Annotated in this window: 17 protein-coding genes; 6 read left to right on the top strand and 11 right to left on the bottom strand. The window is 64.0% G+C overall.

The window, feature by feature from the left end; all coding sequences use genetic code 11:
- Window positions 1–204: 204 nt before the first annotated feature.
- From DW355_RS07510 to DW355_RS07480, 7 genes are all read right to left on the bottom strand, one after another.
- A complete protein-coding gene (locus tag DW355_RS07510; protein WP_131278920.1) occupies window positions 205–1,950 on the bottom strand; it encodes a methyl-accepting chemotaxis protein in 1,746 nt (581 codons plus the stop codon).
- A gap of 1,024 nt (window positions 1,951–2,974) precedes the next feature.
- Complete coding sequence (locus tag DW355_RS07505) at window positions 2,975–3,532, bottom strand: flavodoxin (RefSeq protein ID WP_207388097.1); 558 nt, start codon at window positions 3,530–3,532, stop codon at window positions 2,975–2,977.
- A gap of 100 nt (window positions 3,533–3,632) precedes the next feature.
- Complete coding sequence (locus DW355_RS07500) at window positions 3,633–4,733, bottom strand: alpha/beta hydrolase (protein WP_131278916.1); 1,101 nt, start codon at window positions 4,731–4,733, stop codon at window positions 3,633–3,635.
- A gap of 55 nt (window positions 4,734–4,788) precedes the next feature.
- Complete coding sequence (locus DW355_RS07495; RefSeq protein WP_207388096.1) at window positions 4,789–5,862, bottom strand: alpha/beta hydrolase; 1,074 nt, start codon at window positions 5,860–5,862, stop codon at window positions 4,789–4,791.
- Window positions 5,863–5,864: 2 nt separating this feature from the next.
- Window positions 5,865–7,061, bottom strand: a complete 1,197-nt coding sequence (locus DW355_RS07490; RefSeq protein ID WP_165493144.1) for a (R)-mandelonitrile lyase — start codon at window positions 7,059–7,061, stop codon at window positions 5,865–5,867.
- Complete coding sequence (locus DW355_RS07485; RefSeq protein WP_131278912.1) at window positions 7,058–8,488, bottom strand: MFS transporter; 1,431 nt, start codon at window positions 8,486–8,488, stop codon at window positions 7,058–7,060. Before DW355_RS07485 ends, DW355_RS07490 begins: the two co-directional genes overlap by 4 nt.
- 8 nt (window positions 8,489–8,496) lie before the next feature.
- Complete coding sequence (locus DW355_RS07480) at window positions 8,497–9,348, bottom strand: aldo/keto reductase (RefSeq protein ID WP_131278910.1); 852 nt, start codon at window positions 9,346–9,348, stop codon at window positions 8,497–8,499.
- A 126-nt stretch (window positions 9,349–9,474) separates the two neighbouring features.
- On the opposite strand from DW355_RS07480, the gene DW355_RS07475 reads away from it, so the two are divergent.
- The 4 genes from DW355_RS07475 (at window position 9,475) to DW355_RS07460 (ending at window position 13,741) form a co-directional block, all read left to right on the top strand.
- The gene (locus tag DW355_RS07475) at window positions 9,475–10,437 is read left to right on the top strand and encodes a LysR family transcriptional regulator (protein ID WP_131278908.1); all 963 of its coding nucleotides are present in this window, start codon (window positions 9,475–9,477) and stop codon (window positions 10,435–10,437) included.
- Between the two features lie 208 nt (window positions 10,438–10,645).
- Complete coding sequence (gene gloA / locus DW355_RS07470) at window positions 10,646–11,059, top strand: lactoylglutathione lyase (RefSeq protein ID WP_131278906.1); 414 nt, start codon at window positions 10,646–10,648, stop codon at window positions 11,057–11,059.
- Between the two features lie 92 nt (window positions 11,060–11,151).
- Window positions 11,152–13,104, top strand: a complete 1,953-nt coding sequence (locus DW355_RS07465) for a putative bifunctional diguanylate cyclase/phosphodiesterase (RefSeq protein ID WP_242671331.1) — start codon at window positions 11,152–11,154, stop codon at window positions 13,102–13,104.
- Between the two features lie 25 nt (window positions 13,105–13,129).
- Window positions 13,130–13,741, top strand: a complete 612-nt coding sequence (locus DW355_RS07460) for a gamma-glutamylcyclotransferase (protein ID WP_131282447.1) — start codon at window positions 13,130–13,132, stop codon at window positions 13,739–13,741.
- A gap of 105 nt (window positions 13,742–13,846) precedes the next feature.
- Here the strand turns inward: DW355_RS07460 and DW355_RS07455 are convergent, their stop codons facing one another.
- From DW355_RS07455 to DW355_RS07440, 4 genes are read right to left on the bottom strand one after another with little or no spacing between them, the layout of a single operon-like run.
- Window positions 13,847–14,401, bottom strand: coding sequence for a nucleotidyltransferase family protein (locus tag DW355_RS07455; protein WP_131278904.1), 555 nt, complete (start codon window positions 14,399–14,401; stop codon window positions 13,847–13,849).
- Between the two features lie 13 nt (window positions 14,402–14,414).
- Entirely contained in the window at window positions 14,415–15,485 is a 1,071-nt protein-coding gene (locus tag DW355_RS07450) for an XdhC family protein (RefSeq protein WP_131278902.1), read from the bottom strand.
- A gap of 39 nt (window positions 15,486–15,524) precedes the next feature.
- A complete protein-coding gene (locus tag DW355_RS07445) occupies window positions 15,525–17,837 on the bottom strand; it encodes a xanthine dehydrogenase family protein molybdopterin-binding subunit (protein ID WP_131278900.1) in 2,313 nt (770 codons plus the stop codon).
- A 17-nt stretch (window positions 17,838–17,854) separates the two neighbouring features.
- Window positions 17,855–18,316 (bottom strand): (2Fe-2S)-binding protein, encoded by a 462-nt coding sequence (locus tag DW355_RS07440; protein ID WP_131278898.1) that lies wholly within the window; start codon window positions 18,314–18,316, stop codon window positions 17,855–17,857.
- Between the two features lie 159 nt (window positions 18,317–18,475).
- Between DW355_RS07440 and DW355_RS07435 the strand changes: the two genes are divergently transcribed.
- Both DW355_RS07435 and pdxH read left to right on the top strand, forming a co-directional pair.
- On the top strand, window positions 18,476–19,384 hold the full coding sequence (locus tag DW355_RS07435) for a LysR family transcriptional regulator (protein ID WP_131278896.1): 909 nt from the start codon (window positions 18,476–18,478) through the stop codon (window positions 19,382–19,384).
- On the top strand, window positions 19,381–20,061 hold the full coding sequence (gene pdxH / locus DW355_RS07430) for a pyridoxamine 5'-phosphate oxidase (protein WP_131278894.1): 681 nt from the start codon (window positions 19,381–19,383) through the stop codon (window positions 20,059–20,061). The genes DW355_RS07435 and pdxH overlap by 4 nt, the downstream gene beginning before the upstream one ends.
- Window positions 20,062–20,094: the final 33 nt, after the last annotated feature.

Raw genomic sequence — 20,094 nt, 5'->3', positions numbered from 1 at the left:
CAGCCCAAGCAAGCTTGATCCTTATGTCGAGAAGCTGGCTACCTGGCTAGGAATCGAGGCAAAAAATCGCGGAAGCAGCGGCTCAATCTGAATCAGATCTACACAACTAAGGATCTTGTTCCGACCATTTTTCTGCTCCCGTCGAAGGAGAACACATAGCTTAGTGTTAGTTGATCTTCAATAACCAGAGCTAGTGAAGAGATTTCAAAACGTTCCCCAACCATCGGTATCCGTCGTCTCGGTGAGCCGCCGGATAGGCTCCGATTGTGCAGAGACAGTCCGAGGTTGCAAACGAGCTACGCGCGTATGTCCTGGAGAATGCCGTGCAGCATTCTGCTGAAGCAGGGAAGCAGCACTTGCACGCGTCGCTGCAGAGGCAACCGCTGGCACATCGCTGCCATTTCCGTCGATCTTGAACACAGCCACGGCTTGCACCAGTTCATGGGCCTGGCCCTTGAGACTGCTTGCCGCTGCGGCCATTTCTTCCACCAATGCCGCGTTCTGCTGAGTGGCCTGGTCCATTTGTGTCACGGCTTCACCCACCTGTGAGACACCAGAACTCTGTTCGACGCTGGCGGCGCTGATCTCGCCCATGATGTCGGTCACCCGGCGGATGCTGCTGACAACCTTGCTCATGGTACTGCCAGCTTGATCAGTGAGCGCACTGCCTTGCTCCACCCGGCTGACGCTGTCGGTGATCAGAATCTTGATCTCCTTAGCCGCGTCGGCGCTACGGCTGGCCAAATTGCGCACCTCGCCAGCCACCACGGCAAAGCCACGGCCTTGCTCGCCCGCGCGGGCAGCTTCCACCGCTGCGTTCAGCGCCAGAATGTTGGTCTGGAAGGCTATGCCGTCGATGACGGAGATGATGTCAGCAATCTTCTTGCTGGAATCATTGATTTCCTTCATGGTGCTTACCACTTGGGCCACCACTTCACCACCTTGCACAGCTACCGTGCTCGCACTCTGGGCCAACTGATTGGCCTGACGCGCGTTGTCGGCATTCTGCTTGACTGTGGAAGACAACTCTTCCATGCTGGCGGCTGTCTCCTCGAGCGCGCTAGCCTGGAGTTCCGTGCGGGCGGAGAGATCCTGATTGCCCTGGGCAATCTCGGCGCTGGCTGTGGAAACCGATTCGCTGTTTTGGCGCACGATGGCAACGATGCGTGACAGAGAAGTTTGCATTTCACACAGGGAAGCCAGCAAGGGACTGAACTCGTCATGAGTATCGTCCTGCACGGTGCGAGTCAGATCACCATCGCGTACTCGATCCGCCACGTCCTGCGAGACCTTGGTGCGTCGCTGCAATAGAGCGGCGATGTACCAAGGCAAGACGAACATGCCAACCGCAACCATAACGACCAACAATACGAGTTCGAGTCGGACCGTCTCTGCTCTTTCTTTTACTTCTGCAAGTTCCGTTCTCAGTTGTTTTTCCTGTCGATATTTCTCGGCATCTAACACCTTGAGCAACTCATTGCGGACAGGGATGGTCTTCTGAACCAGGAAATCGAAGGCCTCGTCTTTTCGCCCCTCCTGGATCAATTTGATGTTCTCTGTGCCAAGTTGCCAAAAACGTTGCATCAGAGGTGTCATCTGGGCGAAGGTCTCGCGACCGGCAGAGGTGAAAATTCCGGCCTCGAAGGCCTGCAAGGTCTCATTGATCTTTTTCCGTTTCTCGCCAATATCCGCCAGAGTCGCTGTTAAGTCTGTAGGCGTCCGGACCAACATCGCGTGTCGAATCTGCAGCGACACACGGGTCACATTCAGTTCCATTGTGGCAATCTGCGTGAGTTGAGGCACGCGCTGTATATCCGTCTGCTCAGCCAGAACAGCCACCTTGCTCATTGAATGCCATGTCACTGTGGTCACACCAATCAGCGCAAGGATCAGAATGGCGGAGGCGAGATAGAGGCGTTTCGCGATTCCGAAGTTCGAAAAGATGCTCATGAAGGCTTCTCCTTGCTTTCGTCTTGCGTACTTTCTGAATGAATTGGCATGCTGCCAGCAATATTTCTACGCCGCCTAGATCACACTCGATTTCGAACAGTATCAGCAAGCGCGTGTAAACCGAAAAAAGCGCTAGGATGAATTCAGAATCGACAGCATAAATCAGATTGCTGATACCCACTACCGTAGTCAATACTCTACGATTTTTAAAAGCATTAACAATCAGAAGCACAATGAAAACGTGGACATCTATCACTATCTTTCCAGGAATATCTACCCGGAAGACTATTGTGGGACGTAGAGCAGAGCCCACCCGACCAGCCACGTGCAGCCGTTTAGCCACAGTCTGAACAATCCAAAAATCATCTTGGATAAGGAGTGAACCTCTCGGACTGGGGTGCCGGGTTCATCAGAACTCTGACGCCTACTGAACAAACTTTCAGATCGAGTCGATCGTTCTGTAAGGATTATTTTCGACTTCTCTCAAACGACTCATGAAATCGATGGACCGCAAAGCCGCACCAATGCTAGAGGGCTGTTTTCGACTTTAATTGCACAAAACATCGGTTGTTCCGTACAATTAAAGTCGAAAACAAGGGCCTAGGTTTTATGCGGCCTGGCGAGGAGACTCCTGTTTTCTGCTGAAGTCGAAAACAACCCTCTAGCAATGACGCGGCCTAGCGGGCGTTTATGACGCCTGCTGGTCGACGGTTCAAGGGGAGGATTTCGGGTCAATTGCCAGCTTAGAGCAGTAACCGCGCGATACGTGGGAGGCCAAGTCTGGCAGCGATCGCTACCGCCAGACTTTTTGGCAAAGCGATGTCAGTTTTAGGCTGGATGCCGTCACTAGATTTCGGAGCCCCAATGACTGCTGACACCAGAACCTGTCATCGAGCAGCGTTCAGGCTGGCCAGCTGCTTCCACGAAGTGGCCGTTCAGCAGTACTACTGACAAGATCGCCATGACAAACGTCGTCAGGCAGCTTCAGTGGGCCGAATCCCTACCCTTTAAACAAAATAGTTCTTCAGGTGCGGGCCTGGATCTTCTTCAGCCAATCGTTGACCTGATTCATCGTTCTCCGTTCTTGATCTGCTTCCATGGAGAAACCCTTGTGCAGTCGCGCCTCAGGTGCAAGACGGGCCAGCACAGACTGACTGTTGCCAAGTCCGTAACCACCGTGTGTGACGAAAGGAATCAGCGACTTCCCCGATAGCTTGTGCGCGGATAAGAACGCGCGGATCACGGGTGGTGTCGTTTCGCCCCAGATGGGGAAACCGAGGAAGACCGTGTCGTAGACCGCCATGTTCGCCACCTTGATGGCCAGGGATCGTTCACGTCCGCTGTCGCGTTCCTGCCGTGCCATTTCGACAGTTTCCAGGTAGTCCTCGGGATACGGTGTCGCCGGTTGAATCTCGAACAGGTCAGCGTTGAGCGATCGGTGCAGGAGGCTGGCGATGACCCGCGTATTGCCGGACCGTGAAAAATAGGCGACGAGGATCGTCGATCCGGAGTGCCGACTCTGCTCCTGCTTTTCGGAGGCCGTTGTTGCCCCGGCAAGGGGCAGCGCGGTCAGGGCAGCCATGAGCGATCGTCGAACGGAATCCGTGGTGGATGTCATGGGAAGTCGTCGTGCGAACCGATGAAGCCTGAATCAGGCCCAACCAAGAATTCGGCGCCTTGCGTCAGAGGTTTTGGGCGTAGAACGGAGTCAGTTTGGCCACAACAGCCTCCACGTACTTGGGAACCCAGTAGGTCTCAATATGCGTAGCACCTTCGACCTTGAACAACTCCTTGTTTTTGGCTCCTGTCGCCTTTGCAAACGCTTCCTCGGTCATGTAGAGGCTGTCGGCCTTGCTGCCGGCAATCATCAGCAGCGGCTGCTCGATCAACTCGATCTGGTCGATGGCGTCCCAACGCATCAGGTCCAGCAGGCTACTCATGGTGTACTTGAAGGTGGAGCCGGGATGGGCGTGCGTCCTCCAGTAGTACTCGTAGCCCTGCCGGTACATCTCGAAGGGCAGCGCGGCAATTTGGGCGTCAGTCATGTCGGCATCACCCGCATAGAGAATCTTGCCCCCTGCCATTTGCTGAGCACGCGCATCCGAAGCCTGCTTCAGGCGTTGCTGGATGGTGGCAAGTTGTGAATCGGCGAAGCCATTGCGCCGAACACGGCCGGAGTTGAACATGCTGAGCGTCGCCACCGACTTGAAGCGCTTGTCGGTCTTTGCTGCAGACAGCGAATACCCTCCACCGCCACAGATACCAAGCAGGCCGAGGCGCTCGGCGTCGACGCCCGGATAGACGGTGATGAAGTCCGCCATACCGTGGATATCCTCGATACGGTTTGCCGGCGTGTCCACCGAACGAGGCAATCCACCACTTCCACCCTGGTAAGCGGCATCGGCAGCCATCGTGACATAACCCAGCTCTGCCAGCCGTTGCGCATACAGGCCAGCGGTCTGCTCCTTCACCCCGCCGTTCGGGTGCGCAACGACAACTGCGGCGTACTTTTTCTTCGGATCGAAGTTCGCGGGGGTATAGACGTTGGCGACGATGTCCAAGCCCTTGAGCTTGTACTTCACCGGATGGATGTTGACCTTGCCGGGTTCGTTGGCGGTGATGGCTCCGCCATACACCAGTGTGAAGGGATTCTTCCTGTAGTCGGCTGCGGCTGCCGGGCCAGGCATGGTCATGGCAGGAACTCCAATGGTTGCGGCTGACAGTACGAGTGTGGAAGTTCCGAGGAATTCCCGCCTCTTCTCATTGATGGCTTCGTGGTTCATGTGGGCTCCAATCTTCTTGAGCTGCCGCGCCGCACAGCGCGGCGGGGTGTAAGGATCAATCGAGCTTCTTCTCGGAGAGAAATTGCGATACTAGGTCGGCGATCTGGACATTGTTCAGATCAGACATCAGGAAATGCGTGTTGCCACGGATGCCGACTTCCGGAAGGTGCACCAGGCGAGCGTCTCCACCGTACTTGTTGATGGCATCCACCCAGAGGCGCGCCATGGCGAGACGCACACGCCAGTTGTCCTGGCCACGCTCCATGGTTGGCTCGACCGGAAAGTTGTCACCGTAATAGATGACGATGGGAATCCGGGTGAGCTTCTGGAAGTCCGACAGTGGCACCGCCTCGGGTGACAGCGTGCCGGCGGCACTCGGCATTGCCGGTGGCATTTCGCCTTGAGGGAAGATGAAGCCGCTGCCCGGCTCGAAAGCGACGATGGCCTTGACGTTGGGACTCTTGATCGCCGTCAGCCAGCCCGGACCACCGCCCTGGGAGTGAGTGAACAGAATCGCCGGGCCAGTCTTGGCGAACAGTGCCGACATGGCGTCAGAGATCACGCCTGCGTTGTAGGGGCCGGTGTTGGGCGTAACCGAGCGGAAGAATTGCTCCAGCGTCTCCGGCTTGCGGTCGAACTGCACGTTGTTGAAGTAGTTTGGCCACTTGCCGAGCCGGAATTGGTCAAAGAAGAGCTGGTCGTAAGGCGTTGGCTCGGTCGTTGTAGCGACGGTGCTATTGCCGGCACGTCCGCGGCGCGGCTGATCGACCAGATAGACCGGGAAACTGCGACGCAGGAACAAGGTCTGGAAGCCCTCTCGACCGTCCGACGTTGTCTCCCAACTGCGTGCCGATTGGAAGGCGCCATGCAGCATCACGATGGGTAAGGGTTTCGGGTTCTGCGGGACCTGATAGAAGGCGTAGAGATGATCGCCGTGGAAGCTCTGCCCCGCAGCCGTGGGCTTGTTGTTGTCGTAGTTGCCAGGGGTTGCCTGAACCGTGCCACCCGCAGCGAAGCTGCCTTGGGCCTTGATCATCAAAGGACCGGAGTTGCTGGAACTCATCGCACAGCCGCTCAGCAGGCTCGCCATGGCCATGGCAGCGGTGAACAGGATGGGGGTGGTGTTCATGTTCAACCTTTCGATGCGGCAGCAAGGGCTTGTGTGAGTGCATCTTTCGCGCGGTCGGCGGCTTCTGGACCAACGCCGTCGGCCAGCGCCTGTGTCAGCTGTCGCAGTTGGGAGGCACTCAAGCCCACGCGCAGGCTGGCGCGCATGTGCGAGCGCAACTGCGCCTCCGCGCCCGGGGTGGCGGCGAGCGCGCCGACCGTGGCCAGCTCGCGGCTTTGCCAGTCGAGGTTGTCGCGCTCGAAGATGTCACCGAACAGATGAGTCTGCAGGAACTGGTTGATGACGGGCACGAAATCGAACACGGGGCCTTGAACCGGACCGCCGGAAATCTCTGTCTGGTTCGCCCTGCCGGCCACGACCAGTTCGTGGCCCGTGGCGATGGTTCGGCTGGGCTCGCGGCCCGGCGCGTCATGGATGCCACGCTGCTTGCGAGTTTCCACAACCTTCAGCAATTCACCGAGCGCGTTGAGGCTGCGCGGGAATCCGGCATATGCGTAGAGCTGCACCAGGATTTCCTTGGCCTCACCGACGGTCAATCCCGCATCCAGTCCCCGGTTCAGCGCGGTGTTCAGCCTGGGCATATCACTGATCGCCACGAAGGCAGCAATCAGCGGAATGGCTTGTTGCCTCGCGCTCAGAACCTCGGACGAAGCTTGCGCGCGTAGCGCGGCTTTCAACCTCTCACCGGCCAGGGTTGCAAGCCCGGTACTGTCCAAGGCGGTTTGGTAGTCCTGATCGCTGACCTTGGCCTCCCAGGTCACAGAGACACCGTTTTCCTTCTCGGCGATGGCGACGTGGGTCATCGAACCGTCAGCTGCCGCGCCATGCCAATGACGCACATTGGCGGGAATGGTGACGACATCGCCAGGGCGGATGACTTGAGCCGGATGTCCTTGCTGCTGAACCAGGCCCAGCCCGGCCGTGACGATCAAGGTCTGACCCAGGGGATGGGTGTGCCATGCTGTCCGTGCGCGGGGCGCGAAGGTCACGGTAGCACCACCCGCTTTGCCTGGCGGCAAGGCCTGAAATGGCGAGCTGATGAGCACGCTCCCGGTAAAGGTCTCTGCGGACCCCGTGGCGACAGGCTGTGAAGATGCGGAGCGCACCTCGACCACAGGCGAGGCAGCAGTTGCGGCAGAGGACTGCGCAGTTGCCGCTGTTGCAGCGCAACTCAGGGCTATCGAGAGAATGGTTTTCACGAGTGCGCCTCCTTAGGTCGGGTTTGACTGCCACGGAGCGGCAGGACGATGAAGAACCAGGACACCATCAGTGCCAGGCCGAGCAGAACGGCGGCAACATCCATGACTGCCGCGATTTGGTGAGCGAGGGTCGCGCTGTCATGAGCGCCGACAGGCGCGGCACTGGCGAAGACAAGCACGAGCACACCGAGCCCCAAGGCGCCGCCCAGTTGGTGCGCGACGTTGACGAGGCCCGAGGCGGCGCCGGCGTCTTCGCGCGCGACACCCATCACGCCTGCCGCAGTCAGCGGACCCAACAGCAGACCCTGGCCCAGACCGATGAGAACCATGGGCGGTGCGATACCCGTCCAGTAGCTTGAGTGGGGATCGGCCTGGCCCAGCCAGAACAGGCCCACAACGCCGAGCAGCAGGCCCACGAGGAGCAAGCACTCGTTGCCAAAGCGACGGGCCAGCTTGGGCACGACCATCGCGGAGGCGAAGTTGGGCAGCGTGACGGGCAGGAAGGCCAGGCCTGCTTGCAGGGGCCTCAGATGGAGCACGCCCTGCAAGAACTGCGTGGAGAAAAACCAAAATCCCACGGAACCGCCGAGGAAGAGCATGCGAGCCAGGTATGCACCCGCGCGCTCGCGGCTGGCCAGAAGACGCAGCGGCAAGATGGGCTGGCTGACGCGGCGCTCGATCCAGACGAAGGCGGCAGTCATCAACACACCGCCAGCCAGGGCGGCCTGCGCAGGGGCATCGTTCCAGCCTGAGTCGGCCGCGCGCACCAGGCCGTAGACCAGCGACGTCATGCCGAGCGTCGAGGTGACGGCGCCGGTTAGGTCGAACCGACCCGAATGCCTCGGAGTCTCAGCGATGTGCCGCCTGGCGGTCAAGATCAGCAGCAGACCGATGGGCAAATTGATGAAGAAGCCTGCGCGCCAGGACAGCAGATCAGCGAACAGGCCGCCCAGCACCAATCCCAACGTGGCCCCCACTCCCGCCGCAGCGGCATACAGGGAAAGTGCGCGGGTACGCGCCGGACCTTCGGCAAAGTGGGTCGAGAGCAGCGCCAGCGTTGACGGCGCCAGCACAGCGGCGCCGACGCCCTGGATGGCGCGGGCTATCAGCAGCCAGCTCACCGACGGTGCGAAGCCAATCGCCACCGACGCCGCAGTGAACAGCGACAGGCCCACGATGAACATCCGTCGCCGGCCCAAGATGTCGCCAGCACGGGCTCCCAACAGTAAGAGTCCTCCGAAAGCCAGTGTGTAGGCATTGGTCACCCAGGACAGCTGGGCCGCGCTGAACCCCAGGCTGGCCTGGATGCGTGGCAAACCCGTGATGACGATGGAAATGTCCACCACAATCATCAGGTAGCTGGCGACGATGATGGCCAGGACAGTGTTGGCGCTGCGTGACGGCAGCTGGGTTCCGGAGAGAGCCATGATCACACTCAGATGTCCAGCTTACGTTCGGACATCCACTTGACGATGGCCGGATCACGGTGCGAGAAGAAGCTGCTCGTGTTGGTGTCGAGCGTCGCGATGCGAGCCATGTCGGCATCGTCGAGCGCGAAGTCGAAAATCGCGATGTTCTCGGCCATGCGCTCCTTGCGCACGGACTTCGCCAGGGCGACGATTCCCCGTTGCACCAGCCAGCGCAACACGACCTGCCCGACTGACTTGCCGTGGCGTGTCGCGATGGCCAACAGCGCTTCGTTCTGGAAGAGCCCGTTGCGCCCCTCCGCAAAAGGTGCCCAGGCTTCGGCCTGCACGCCGATTTCCTTCATGAACGGGACGCTCTCCAACTGCTGCTGAAAGGGATTGACCTCGATCTGATTGACCGCCGGCGCAATCTCATTGAATGCCTTGATGTCCATCAGGCGGTCCGACTGGAAGTTGCTCACGCCGATGGCGCGCAACTTGCCGGCACGGTAGGCGTCTTCCATCGCGCGCCAGGAGCCATGGACATCACCGAAGGGTTGGTGGATCAAATAAAGGTCCAGATAGTCGAGCTGCAATCGGCGCAGGGACTTCTCGATGGCCTGCTGCGTACGCTCGTAGCCGGTCTCCTGCACCCAGAGCTTGCTGGTGACGAAGAGCTGCTCGCGCGGTAAGCCACTGGACCGCAGGCCTTTGCCAACCGCCTCTTCGTTCATGTACGAGGCGGCAGTGTCGATCAGCCGATAACCAACCTCGATAGCGTCGGCGACGCTGCGCTGGCATTCGTTGGCGTCCGCAATCTGGAAGACGCCGTAGCCAACGATAGGCATCTGGAGGCCGTTGTTCAAGGTGACGTGCTGCATAAGTCGCTGCCTTTGGTGGTTCGTTGGACCGAACTTTAGGCGCGACACTGGCATCTGAATAGTGACGGAAAGGTTGATTTATTGGCATCAAATTGATGACAATCACATCAGAGAAGGAGACCCTCCATGGCAATCAACGAACTTCGGTCGGTCACGACCTTCATCAAGGCAGCAGAGTTGGGCAGCCTGCGCAAAGCAGCCCTGGAGCTGGGCATCAGTCCCCAGGCGGCAAGCAAGGCACTGGCCCAGTTGGAGACGCATCTGGATGCTCGCCTGTTCCATCGCACGACCCGCGTGATGTCGCTGACCGATGCGGGGCATCGCCTGTTCGAGGACGTGCAGCCGTCCGTGCTGGGAATGCAGCGAGCGCTGCAGGCGGCCAGATCGGCGAAGGACGAGTTTGCTGGCCCCCTACGCATCACGGGGCCGCGCACGACGTTCCAGCCCATTGTCTGGCGGCTGGTCGAGGAGTTCTGCGACCTGCATCCGGGCATACAACCGGATGTGTTGCTGGATGATCGGATCGGCAACTGGGTGGAGGATCGGGTGGACGTCGGTTTTCGTCTCGGGCCCTCACCCCATGAAGGCGTCATCGCCCGGCGGCTGTTTCCGGTGCAGATGCCGATTTGCGGCGCGCCCTCGTATTTCCAGCGGCACGGGGTGCCAGATTCCCTGGCTGACCTTGCCTCGCATCGCTGCAGCGCTTATCGGCACCCGAGCACGGGCAAGGTTCTTCCGTGGCGCGTGAAGCTCGGCGACCAGGCGGCGGATCAACCTGTCGTGCCGGCGATTTGCAGCAACGACGAGCAGTTTGAATTGCAGGCCGTCCTGGCCGGCAAGGTACTCGGGCAACTCGCCGGCGTGACGGCGGCGCCCTATATCCGATCAGGCCAGTTGGTTCCCATCCTCGTCGACCACATGCCGAACTACGCCAACTACTTCGTCTATTTCGGCAATAGATCTTCGCAGCCAGCTCGTACCCGTGCATTCATTGATTTGGCCGTCCAACGACTCAACGACAAATCTGAATACGTGCTCAGCGAGAAGGAGCTACGCGCGGCCCTACCACGCCGTCGCTCCGGTAAGTAAAGCGACTCGCTGTACGACCACTTGCCGCCAGTGAGCGTAAGTACATCCGCAGACAGCGAGCAGCACCTCACGCTGCACTCCAGCCCTCCACCCAATCAACCGCAACGGTCCACCGCCCAGGCGGCGCCTAAACCCCAGCCCCCACCCACCCGTCCCCTCCGCGCTATGCTCGGTCCCTGGTTTTGCTTCAACCCAGGGAATCCCTCTCATGCGCCTCCTCCACACCATGCTGCGCGTCGGCGACCTGCAGCGCTCCATCGATTTCTACACCCAGGTGCTCGGCATGAACCTGCTGCGCCGGTCCGAGAACCCGGAGTACAAGTACTCGCTGGCTTTCATCGGCTACGGCAATGGCAACCCGGACCAGGCCGAGATTGAGCTGACTTACAACTGGGGTGTGGACAAGTACGAGCTGGGCAGCGCCTATGGCCACATTGCCCTGGGCGTGTCGGACGCCTACGCGGCCTGCGAGAAGATCAAGGCGGCGGGCGGCAATGTGACGCGTGAGGCCGGCCCAGTAAAGGGCGGCACGACGGTGATCGCCTTCGTGACGGACCCGGACGGCTACAAGGTGGAGCTGATCCAGCGCGCCGAGCACGCAGAGGGCGCCGGCCTGCGCTGAACAGGCTTTCCCGGCACACACTGCCGACAATGACCCAGCCGCGCTAGGATGTGGTTACCGCGGCCTTCCCATCGGTCGCCGGAGAACACCGCTTGAAGAAGTCCGCGCTGCTGCAACGCGTCCTGCCTCACGAACCGGGGGCGCCCGAGGTGCTGCCGGACTGGCGGGCGCGCATTCTCAACACCGTCCTTTTTTCCATCACCCTGCTGGGCACGCTGACGGCCCTGCCCAGCATGACGCTGGCCGTCGAGCGGGCGTATTGGGGCACGGTGGTCATTGATGTGATCGCCCTGGCCTGGGTCTACACGTTGTGGCGCGGGCAGCGGCTGCCCTATGCCTTGCGGGCCTGGAACCTGCTGGCGTTGACCTACTTGCTGGGCACCTGGTTCCTGATGACCGTGGGGCCGGTCAGCATGATCTACCTGATGGCCTTCCCAGTCCTGACCGCGCTGCTGCTGGGCCTGCGGCCCGCGCTGTCGGCCCTGGCGCTGAACGCCGTCACGCTGCTGCTGCTGGGCTACCTGGCCAACACCGACCTGCACGTGCCGGGTCTGGAGGGGCAGCCCTTCATCGAGTGGCTGGTGATCACGGTGAACTTCCTGTTCATCAGCGCCATCCTCACCCTGTCCTGCGCGGTGCTGCTGCAGCAGCTGGACCGTTCGCTGGAGCAGCAGCTCATCATCGCGCGCAACCTGGCCGAGGGTCAGGAGGAACTGCGCCGCACGGCCCAGGCCCTGAACCGCCTGGCCTATTACGACGAACTCACCAGCCTGCCCAACCGCCGCCTGCTGATGGACCGGCTCAACCAGGCCCAGGCCAGCGCTCGACGTGGAACCCAGGGGGGCACCCTGCTCTACCTGGACCTGGACCGCTTCAAGAACATCAACGATGCGCGCGGCCACGCCGCCGGGGATGCCCTGCTGGTCGCGGTGGCACGGCGCCTGGGCGGGTTGCTGCGCGAGGAAGACACGGTGGCGCGCCTGGGCGGAGACGAGTTCGTCATCCTCTCGCCGCACAGCCCCACGGATGCGACGGGTGAGGCGCGTGCCGCCCGCGTGGTCGGGGACAAGGTGCGCGAAGCCTTTGAGCAGCCCTTCTTGCTCGACGGGCAGCCCTACAGCACGCAGGCCAGCATCGGCGTAGTCGTGCTGGGCGGCGCGGCCCAGGGCGCCGAGGAACTGCTGCGCAACGCGGACACCGCCATGTACCGCGCCAAGACGGCCGGTCGCAACCGGGTCGCGTACTTCGAAGCCGAGATGCAGCAGGAAGTCGAGGCCAAGCTGAACCTCGAAAACGAGCTGGCTCACGCGATTGAGAACAACCAGCTGGCCTTGCACCTGCAATCCCAGGTGGACGCCAGCGGCGCCATCGTGGGCGTGGAACTGCTGCTGCGCTGGACCCACCCCACGCTGGGCGCCATCCCGCCCTCGCGCTTCATCCCCATCGCCGAGGAGAGCAACCTGATCCAGAGCCTGGGCGACTGGGTGCTGGAACAGGGTTGCCGCATCCAGCGCCAGTTGCGCGAGGCGGGTCACGCCGTGCCGGTGTCCATCAACGTCAGCCCGCGGCAGTTCCATCAGCACGATTTCGTGGAGCGCGCGCTGGCGCTGCTGGACCGGCAGCAGGTCGACACCGCGCTGTTGATCTTTGAAGTCACCGAGGGCCTGCTGCTGGATGATCTGGAACACACCATCGAGCGCATGGAAGCCCTGGCCGAGCGCGGCATCCGCTTCTCGATCGACGACTTCGGCACCGGCTACTCCAGCCTGGCCTACCTCAAGCGCCTGCCTCTGCACGAGCTCAAGATCGACCGCAGCTTCATCACCGACACACCGGACGATCCGGGCGACACGGCCATCGTCGAGATGATCCTGTCCATGGCGCGCCACCTCGAACTCAAGGTCGTCGCCGAAGGCGTGGAAACGCGCGCCCAGGCGGAATTTCTCTCATCCCACGGCTGCACGGCGCAGCAGGGCTACCTGCACGCGCGGCCGCAGCCGCTGGACCGCTGGCTGGCCAATGGGGGCCGCCTGGACCGGTCCTGACCTCTGGAACCTGAACCTCGTGCGCATGAACGCCACCCGGCCCCGCCCCCTGCGCGACCCCGCCCCCATGCTCGCGCACGCGCTGCGCGAGTGGCAGGAACACCACCCCGAGCACGGTGCGCACCACGGCGATTTCTGGCTGTTCGGATACGGCTCGCTGATCTGGCGGCCGGACTTCGACCACACCGAGCGCCGCATGGCTCGGGTGCGCGGCTGGCATCGCGCGCTCAAGATGTGGAGCCGCATCAACCGCGGCACGGTGGAACAGCCCGGCCTGGTCTTCGCCCTGCTCTCGGGCGGCAGTTGCCACGGCGTCGTCTACCGGATCGCGCGCGCCCAGGCACCCGCCACGCTGGCGCAGCTGTGGCAGCGCGAGATGGCTACCGGTGTCTATGACCCGCGCTGGCTGCGCTGCGACACCCCGCAAGGCCCGGTGCGGGCCCTGGCCTTCACGCTGTCACGGCGCAGCCCCAACTACACGGGCACGCTGAGCGCCGGGCAGTACGAGCACATCTTCAGGCACGCCCACGGCATTTACGGCAGCACACGCGACTACGCCCGGCAGACGCTGGACAGCTTGCGCGCCCACGGCATCCATGACCAGGCACTGGAGGCGCTGCTGAAGCACGCGCCCTGAGGCCGACTCTGAGTCCGTTCACCGTGAGCTTGTCGAAGAGCCTTACGCCTTGCTCAAGACGACTGGCTTGCTCACCCCGCGACGCGCGCGCCGCACAGGCTCGGCTCAGTGCCTCGCCCGCAGCAAGGCCTCGGCACGGGCCAAGTCGTTCACCGTATCGATGTCAGTGACGCAGCCGACGTCATCCACGTCGATCTGCCGGGCCGGGCCGTGCTGGCGTGCCACCGCTGCCGCGCCCGCATCCCCCCGCAAGGCCAACAAGTCGGGTGTGCAGGCACGGCCGAAACGTACTGGGTGCCCTGCCTCGCCCTGGTGGACCGGCCGCACGACCGGCCAGGCGGCGGGCGCCCCGGCCACGCGGCGCAAGGTGTCGGGTTGGATCAGGGGCAGATCGGCCGGCAGGATGAGCCAGCCTTGGGCATCTGGATAGGTGAGCGAAGCCGCGCGCACGGCGGCGGCGATGCAGTCGCCCATGCCAGGGTGGCTCGCCTGCTCCAGATGCCAGGGCAGGCCGCTGGCGCGCACGGCGTCCAGCGTGCGTTGCAGCACGGTCTGGCCTTGCAACTGGGCCTGCAGCTTGTGCGGGGCCAACGCGGCACCACCCGAGGCGAGAAAACGCTCGCCCCGCCCCGACGCGAGAACCAACACGACAAAACTCATCGCACGGCCAGGCTCAGCGCGCGACCACGCAGGTGGACGCAGCGATGCCAGCCCTGGCCCCCACGACCAGGTCCGGCGCGGTGTCGGATGTCACCACAGCTTCGCGCCGCGCGCGCAGGTAGGCCGCATTGCGCACCTGCACGATCTCGGCCAGGATGGACACGGCGATCTCGGCCGGCGTGCGCGCGCCCAGGTCCAGGCCAACCGGGCCGTGCAGGCGCGCAAGTTCGTCGGCGCTGAGGTCGAAGTGCTCGGCCAGGCGTTGCTTGCGCGTGCCCTGGTTGCGTTTTGAACCGAGCGCGCCGACGTAGAAGGCGGCGGACTTGAGCGCTTCCAGCAGCGCCATGTCGTCCAGCTTGGGGTCGTGCGTGAGCGCGACGATGGCGGTGTGCGCATCGGGCATCAGTTCGCGCACGACGTCGTCCGGCATGCCCTGCAAGCGCTGCGCCGCCGCGCCGTCGAAGCTGCCCGCGTATTCCTCGCGCGGGTCGCAGACCAGCACCTCGAAGTCCAGCAAGGCCGCCATGGGTGCCACGGCCTGCGAGAGCTGCCCCGCGCCAATCAGCAGCAGCCGCCAGCGCGGGCCGAACAGCGTGGTGAGTTGCCGTCCGTCGAACACCAGTTCCTGGCCACGCACGGCGGGGGCCAGGGTGACCGCGCCCGTGGCCAGGTCCAGCGTGCGCGCCACCAGCTGGTGCGCTGCCGTGCGGGTCAGCACGTCCTCGATCCAGTCCACCGACTGCAGCGGTTCGTGCACCAGGCGCAGCGTGCCGCCGCAGGGCAGGCCAAAGCGCGCGGCCTCGTCCTGGTCCACGCCGTAGACGATGAGTTCGGGGCGGGTCGCGGCGCCCGCCATTGCGACGCCAGCCGCCAGAGCGGCCTTCGCGCGAACGATCAGGTCATCCTCGACGCAGCCGCCAGAGACCGAACCGCTGACTTGCCCGTCCCCGCGCACGGCCAGCAGCGCGCCCGGGGGGCGCGGCGCGCTGCCCCAGGTCTGCACCACCGTGACCAAGGACACGGCATGACCGGCCCGCCGCCAGGCCAGGGCATCGGCCAACACGCGCAAGTCCAGACTGTCCATGGGTGGCTCCTCGTCGTTGCGTCAGCGTCTGCCCGCGTCTCAGGCCGCGTCCAGCTTGAAAGGCAGTTGGCGCGGCGTCTTGCCAGTCAGTTGCGCGATGGCGTTGGCGAAGGCGGGCGCCAGCGGCGGCAGGCCGGGTTCGCCCATGCCGGTGGGGGCATCGGCGCTGGGCACGATGTGCACGGCGATCCGCGGCATGTCGGGCATGCGCGCCACCGGGTAGTCGTGGAAGTTGCTCTGCTCGACCACGCCATCCTTGAGCGTGATGGCCGCGCCGGGCAGGCACATGCCCAGGCCCATCAGGGCCGCGCCCTGCACCTGCGCTTCCACGCTCCTGGGATTGACGGCCAGGTTGCAGTGCACGCCCACGGTCACGTCGTGCAACTTGGGGGTGCCGTCCTTGACCGAGGCCTCGACCACGTAGGCCACCACGGTGTTGAAGGACTCGTGCACGGCCACGCCCCAGGCGCGGCCGGCGGCCAGCTTCTTCTTGCCGTAGCCGGATTTCTCGACCGCGAGCTTCATGGCGGCCTGGTGGCGCGGGTGCTTGCCTTCCATCAGCGCGAGGCGGTAGGCCACCGGGTCTTGTTTCGTCGCGCGGGCGATCTCGTCGATCAGCGTTTCCATCACGTAGGCCGTGTGGGTCGATCCCACGCTGCGCCACCAGAGCACGGGCACGTTCACCTGGGGGTGATGGACCGTGAGCTTCATGGGCACGTCGTAGGGCTCCTTCATGCCTTCGACCATGGTGGCGTCGACGCCGTTCTGGACCATGAAGGCCTCGAAGGGCGAGCCCTTGAGGATGGACTGGCCAACGATCACGTGGTTCCAGCCCAGCACCTTGCCCTGCGCGTCGAAGCCGATCTCGGCGCGGTGCAGGTGCATGGGACGGTAATAACCGCCCTTGATGTCGTCCTCGCGGCTCCACAGCGTGCGCACCGGGGCGTCCAGGCCAGCCGTGCGCGCGGCCTTGGCCACCGCGCAGGCATGGACCACGTACTCGCTGCTGGGCACGGCGCGGCGGCCGAAACCACCACCGGCCATCTGCACGTTCATTTTGAGGTTCTGCGGCGTGACACCCAGCGCGGCGGCCGCGGCCAGGGTGTCGAGGCCCGGCATCTGCGTGCCGGTCCAGAGCTCGGCCTGGGTGTTCGCGCCCTGGCCCTTGATCTGCACGGTGCAGTTCAGCGGCTCCATGGGCGCGTGCGCGAGGTAGGGGAAGACGAACTCGGCGCTGATCTTGCGGGGGGCGCTGGCCAGCTGGGACAGGTCGGCGTCGTACTTCAAGGCACCCGGCTTGGTCGCCAGTTCACGGTAGGCGGTGAGCTGGCGTGCGCTGTCCACCTTCTCGACGGCGCTGGTGTTCCAGTCCACCTTGAGCGCGTCGCGCCCCTGCTTGGCGGCCCAGTAGCCGTCGGCGATCACGGCCACACCCTCGGCGCCCCGGTCCAGCGGCACGCGCAGCACGGCCCGCACGCCCTTGACGGCCTTGGCCGCCGCGTCATCCACCGACTGCAGCTTGGCGCCGAACACCGGCGGATAGGCCACCACGGCGGTCAGCATGCCGGGCAGGCGCACGTCGATGCCGTAGTCCTGCCCGCCGCTGGATTTGGCGCGCGCGTCCAGACGGCCGGTGGGCTGGCCGATCAGGCGGAACTGCTTCGGGTCCTTGAGGACGACCTGCTCGGGCACGGGCAGCTGCATCGCGGCCTCGGCCAGTTCGCCATAGCCCAACTTCTTCCCGCCGGGGCCGATCACCACGCCGGCCTGGGTGCGCAACGCGGACGGCTCGACCTTCCACTGCTGCGCGGCTGCGGCCACCAGCATGGCGCGGGTGCGCGCGCCGAGTTCGCGGTACTGGGTGTAGGAATTCTTGAGCGCGCCGGAACCGCCCGTGATGTGGATGCCGAAGGCCGGGTCGACGTAGGCCGGATCGGCGTTGCCGTGCGTGGCACGCACCTGGGCCCAGTCGGCATCCAGCTCCTCGGCCAAGACCATGGCCAGGCCGGTGTGGGAACCCTGACCGAACTCCAGGCGGTTGACCGTGACCGTGACGATGCCGTCACGCGTGATGCGCACGAAGGCTGCAGGTTGCTGCATGGGCTTGAGGCTGCTGGCCGCCGCGCCGCCCGCGCCAGCCGCCGTGCCTTGGGCCGAAGCGGCCAGGGGAAATGCGCCCAGCGCGAAGCCGGAGCCTGCCGCCAGCTTGAGGAAGCTGCGGCGCGGCAGACCGGCATCCGCGTCGGCGTCCTCGCCGTTCTGGCGCTGGGCCAAGGCCTGCAGGCCCTTGGGCAAGGCGCCGATCAGTTGGGCGTCGATGAATCGGGAATGGAAGGGTGTGGTGGTGGTCATGGAAGTTCTCCCTTCGTTCAGGCCAGGGCGCGGGCGGCGTCGTGGATGGCGGCGCGGATGCGCGTGTAGGTACCGCAGCGGCAGACATTGCCGGCCATGGCGGCGTCGATGTCGGCGTCGCTGGGTTTCTTGTTGCTGGCCAGCAACGCGGTCGCGCTCATGATCTGGCCGCTCTGGCAGTAGCCACACTGGGCCACGTCGTGCTTGACCCAGGCGTTCTCGACCGCGCGGCCGATCTTGTCGGTCGCCAGCGCTTCGATGGTGGTGACGCGCTGTCCTTCGGCCGAGGCCACCGGGGTGACGCAGGAGCGGATGGCGGCGCCATTGAGGTGCACGGTGCAGGCGCCGCACATGGCCATGCCGCAGCCGAACTTGGTGCCGGTCATGCCCAGCGTGTCGCGCAGCGTCCAGAGGATGGGGGTGCCGGGGTCGACATCGACCGAGGCCGGCTTGCCATTGAGGGTGAATGAAACTGCCATGGAGGCTCCTTGTGGATCAGGGAACGGCGGAAAACCGGGGGCGGCCGGTTCCGGGGGAACGCGGACGCAAGAAACCGCGGCAGTGTGCCGCAGACGCAGTCAAAGAGAAATACCTGGCCTCTATCTAGGTTATCAAGTTCCACTTAACAATCGCCCCCCATGCAATCCGACGTTCTGGCCGCGCTCGCAGCCTTTGAGCAGGTGGCCGCCCACCGCAGCCTCACGCAGGCGGCCCACGCCCTGGGCGTGACACCCGCTGCGCTGTCCCAGACCATCAAGAAGCTGGAAACCCGCCTGGGCGTGCGCCTGTTCGAGCGCACCACCCGCAGCGTGAACCTGAGCGAGGCCGGCCACGCCTACCTGGCACGGGTGGCGCCGGCGTTGGCCAGCCTCAAGGCGGCCACCGAAGACCTGCAATCCAGCGCCGGGGTCGAAGGGGGCACCCTGCGCCTGACGCTGAGCTACATGGCGGGCCAATTCCTGATTGAGCCGCTGCTGCCGGAGTTCTTCGCGCAACATCCCCACATCGGCCTTGAGCTGATGTATGACGACGGTTTCGTGGACATCGTGCGCGACGGCCTGGACTTGGGCATGCGCATCGGTGAATCGCTGGAACGCGACATGGTGGCCGTGCCGCTGACACGCGAGTTCCGCATGCGCTGCGTCGCGTCGCCGGACTACCTGCGCGCGCACGGCACGCCGCGCCACCCCGACGATCTGGCGGCGCACCGCTGCATCAACTACCGCATGCGCAGCAGCGGCGCGATCTACAAATGGGAATTTCTGGTCGATGGCGACATCGCCGAATACGCGGTGCGTGGCCCACTGATCACCACCCATTGGCAGACCGGCCTGAACGCGGCGACGGCGGGCCTGGGCATCGCCATGGGCTGGGACCTGACCCTGGTCGAGCCCCTGCGCACGAGCACACTGGTCGAGGTGCTGCCCGAGTACAGCGCCGGTTTTCCCGGCCTGTACGCCTACCACCCGCGGCAGGCCCACCTGCCGCTCAAGACCCGCGTGTTCCTGGATTTCCTGCGCGAGCGGCTTCCTACAATCGCGCCATGACGTCCACCCCACCCGCCCAGACTCTGAGCGCCAGCGACCTGGCGGCGCTGCGCAAAAGCTACGGTCGCGCCGAGCTCAGCGAAGACGCCTCGCAGGCGGACCCACTGCGCCAGTTCGCACTGTGGCTGAACGAGGCCCTGCAGGCCCAACTGTCTGAACCCAATGCCATGACGCTGGCCACCGTGGGCAGCGACCTGCGGCCCTCGTCGCGCATCGTGCTCATCAAAGGCTATGACGAGCGCGGCATCGTCTGGTACAGCAATTACGACAGCCGCAAGGGCCGCGAACTCGCGGGCAACCCCTACGCGGCGCTGCAGTTCCACTGGGTCGAGCTGGAACGCGTGGTGCGCATCGAAGGCCGCGTGGAGCAGATCAGCTCGGAAGAAAGCGACGCCTACTACCAGAGCCGTCCTCTCGATTCACGCATCGGTGCCTGGGCCAGCCCCCAAAGCCAGGTCATCGGCGGGCGCGGCGTGCTGGTCGCCAACGCCGCCCGTTACGGCGCGCAATACCTGCTGAACCCGCCCCGCCCGCCCCACTGGGGCGGTTTCCGCCTGGTGCCGGACCGCTGGGAGTTCTGGCAAGGCCGGCCCAGCCGGCTGCACGACCGGCTGCGCTACCGGCTGGAGCGCGGCGAAGCGGGCGAGCGCTGGGTGCGCGAGCGGCTGGCACCCTGAACGTGCCCGGCCAGTCCCGCGAGCCCCATTTAC

Source organism: Hylemonella gracilis (genome assembly GCF_004328645.1).
Taxonomy (GTDB): domain Bacteria; phylum Pseudomonadota; class Gammaproteobacteria; order Burkholderiales; family Burkholderiaceae_C; genus Hylemonella; species Hylemonella gracilis_B.
This window is presented reverse-complemented; position numbering and strand designations above follow the sequence as displayed.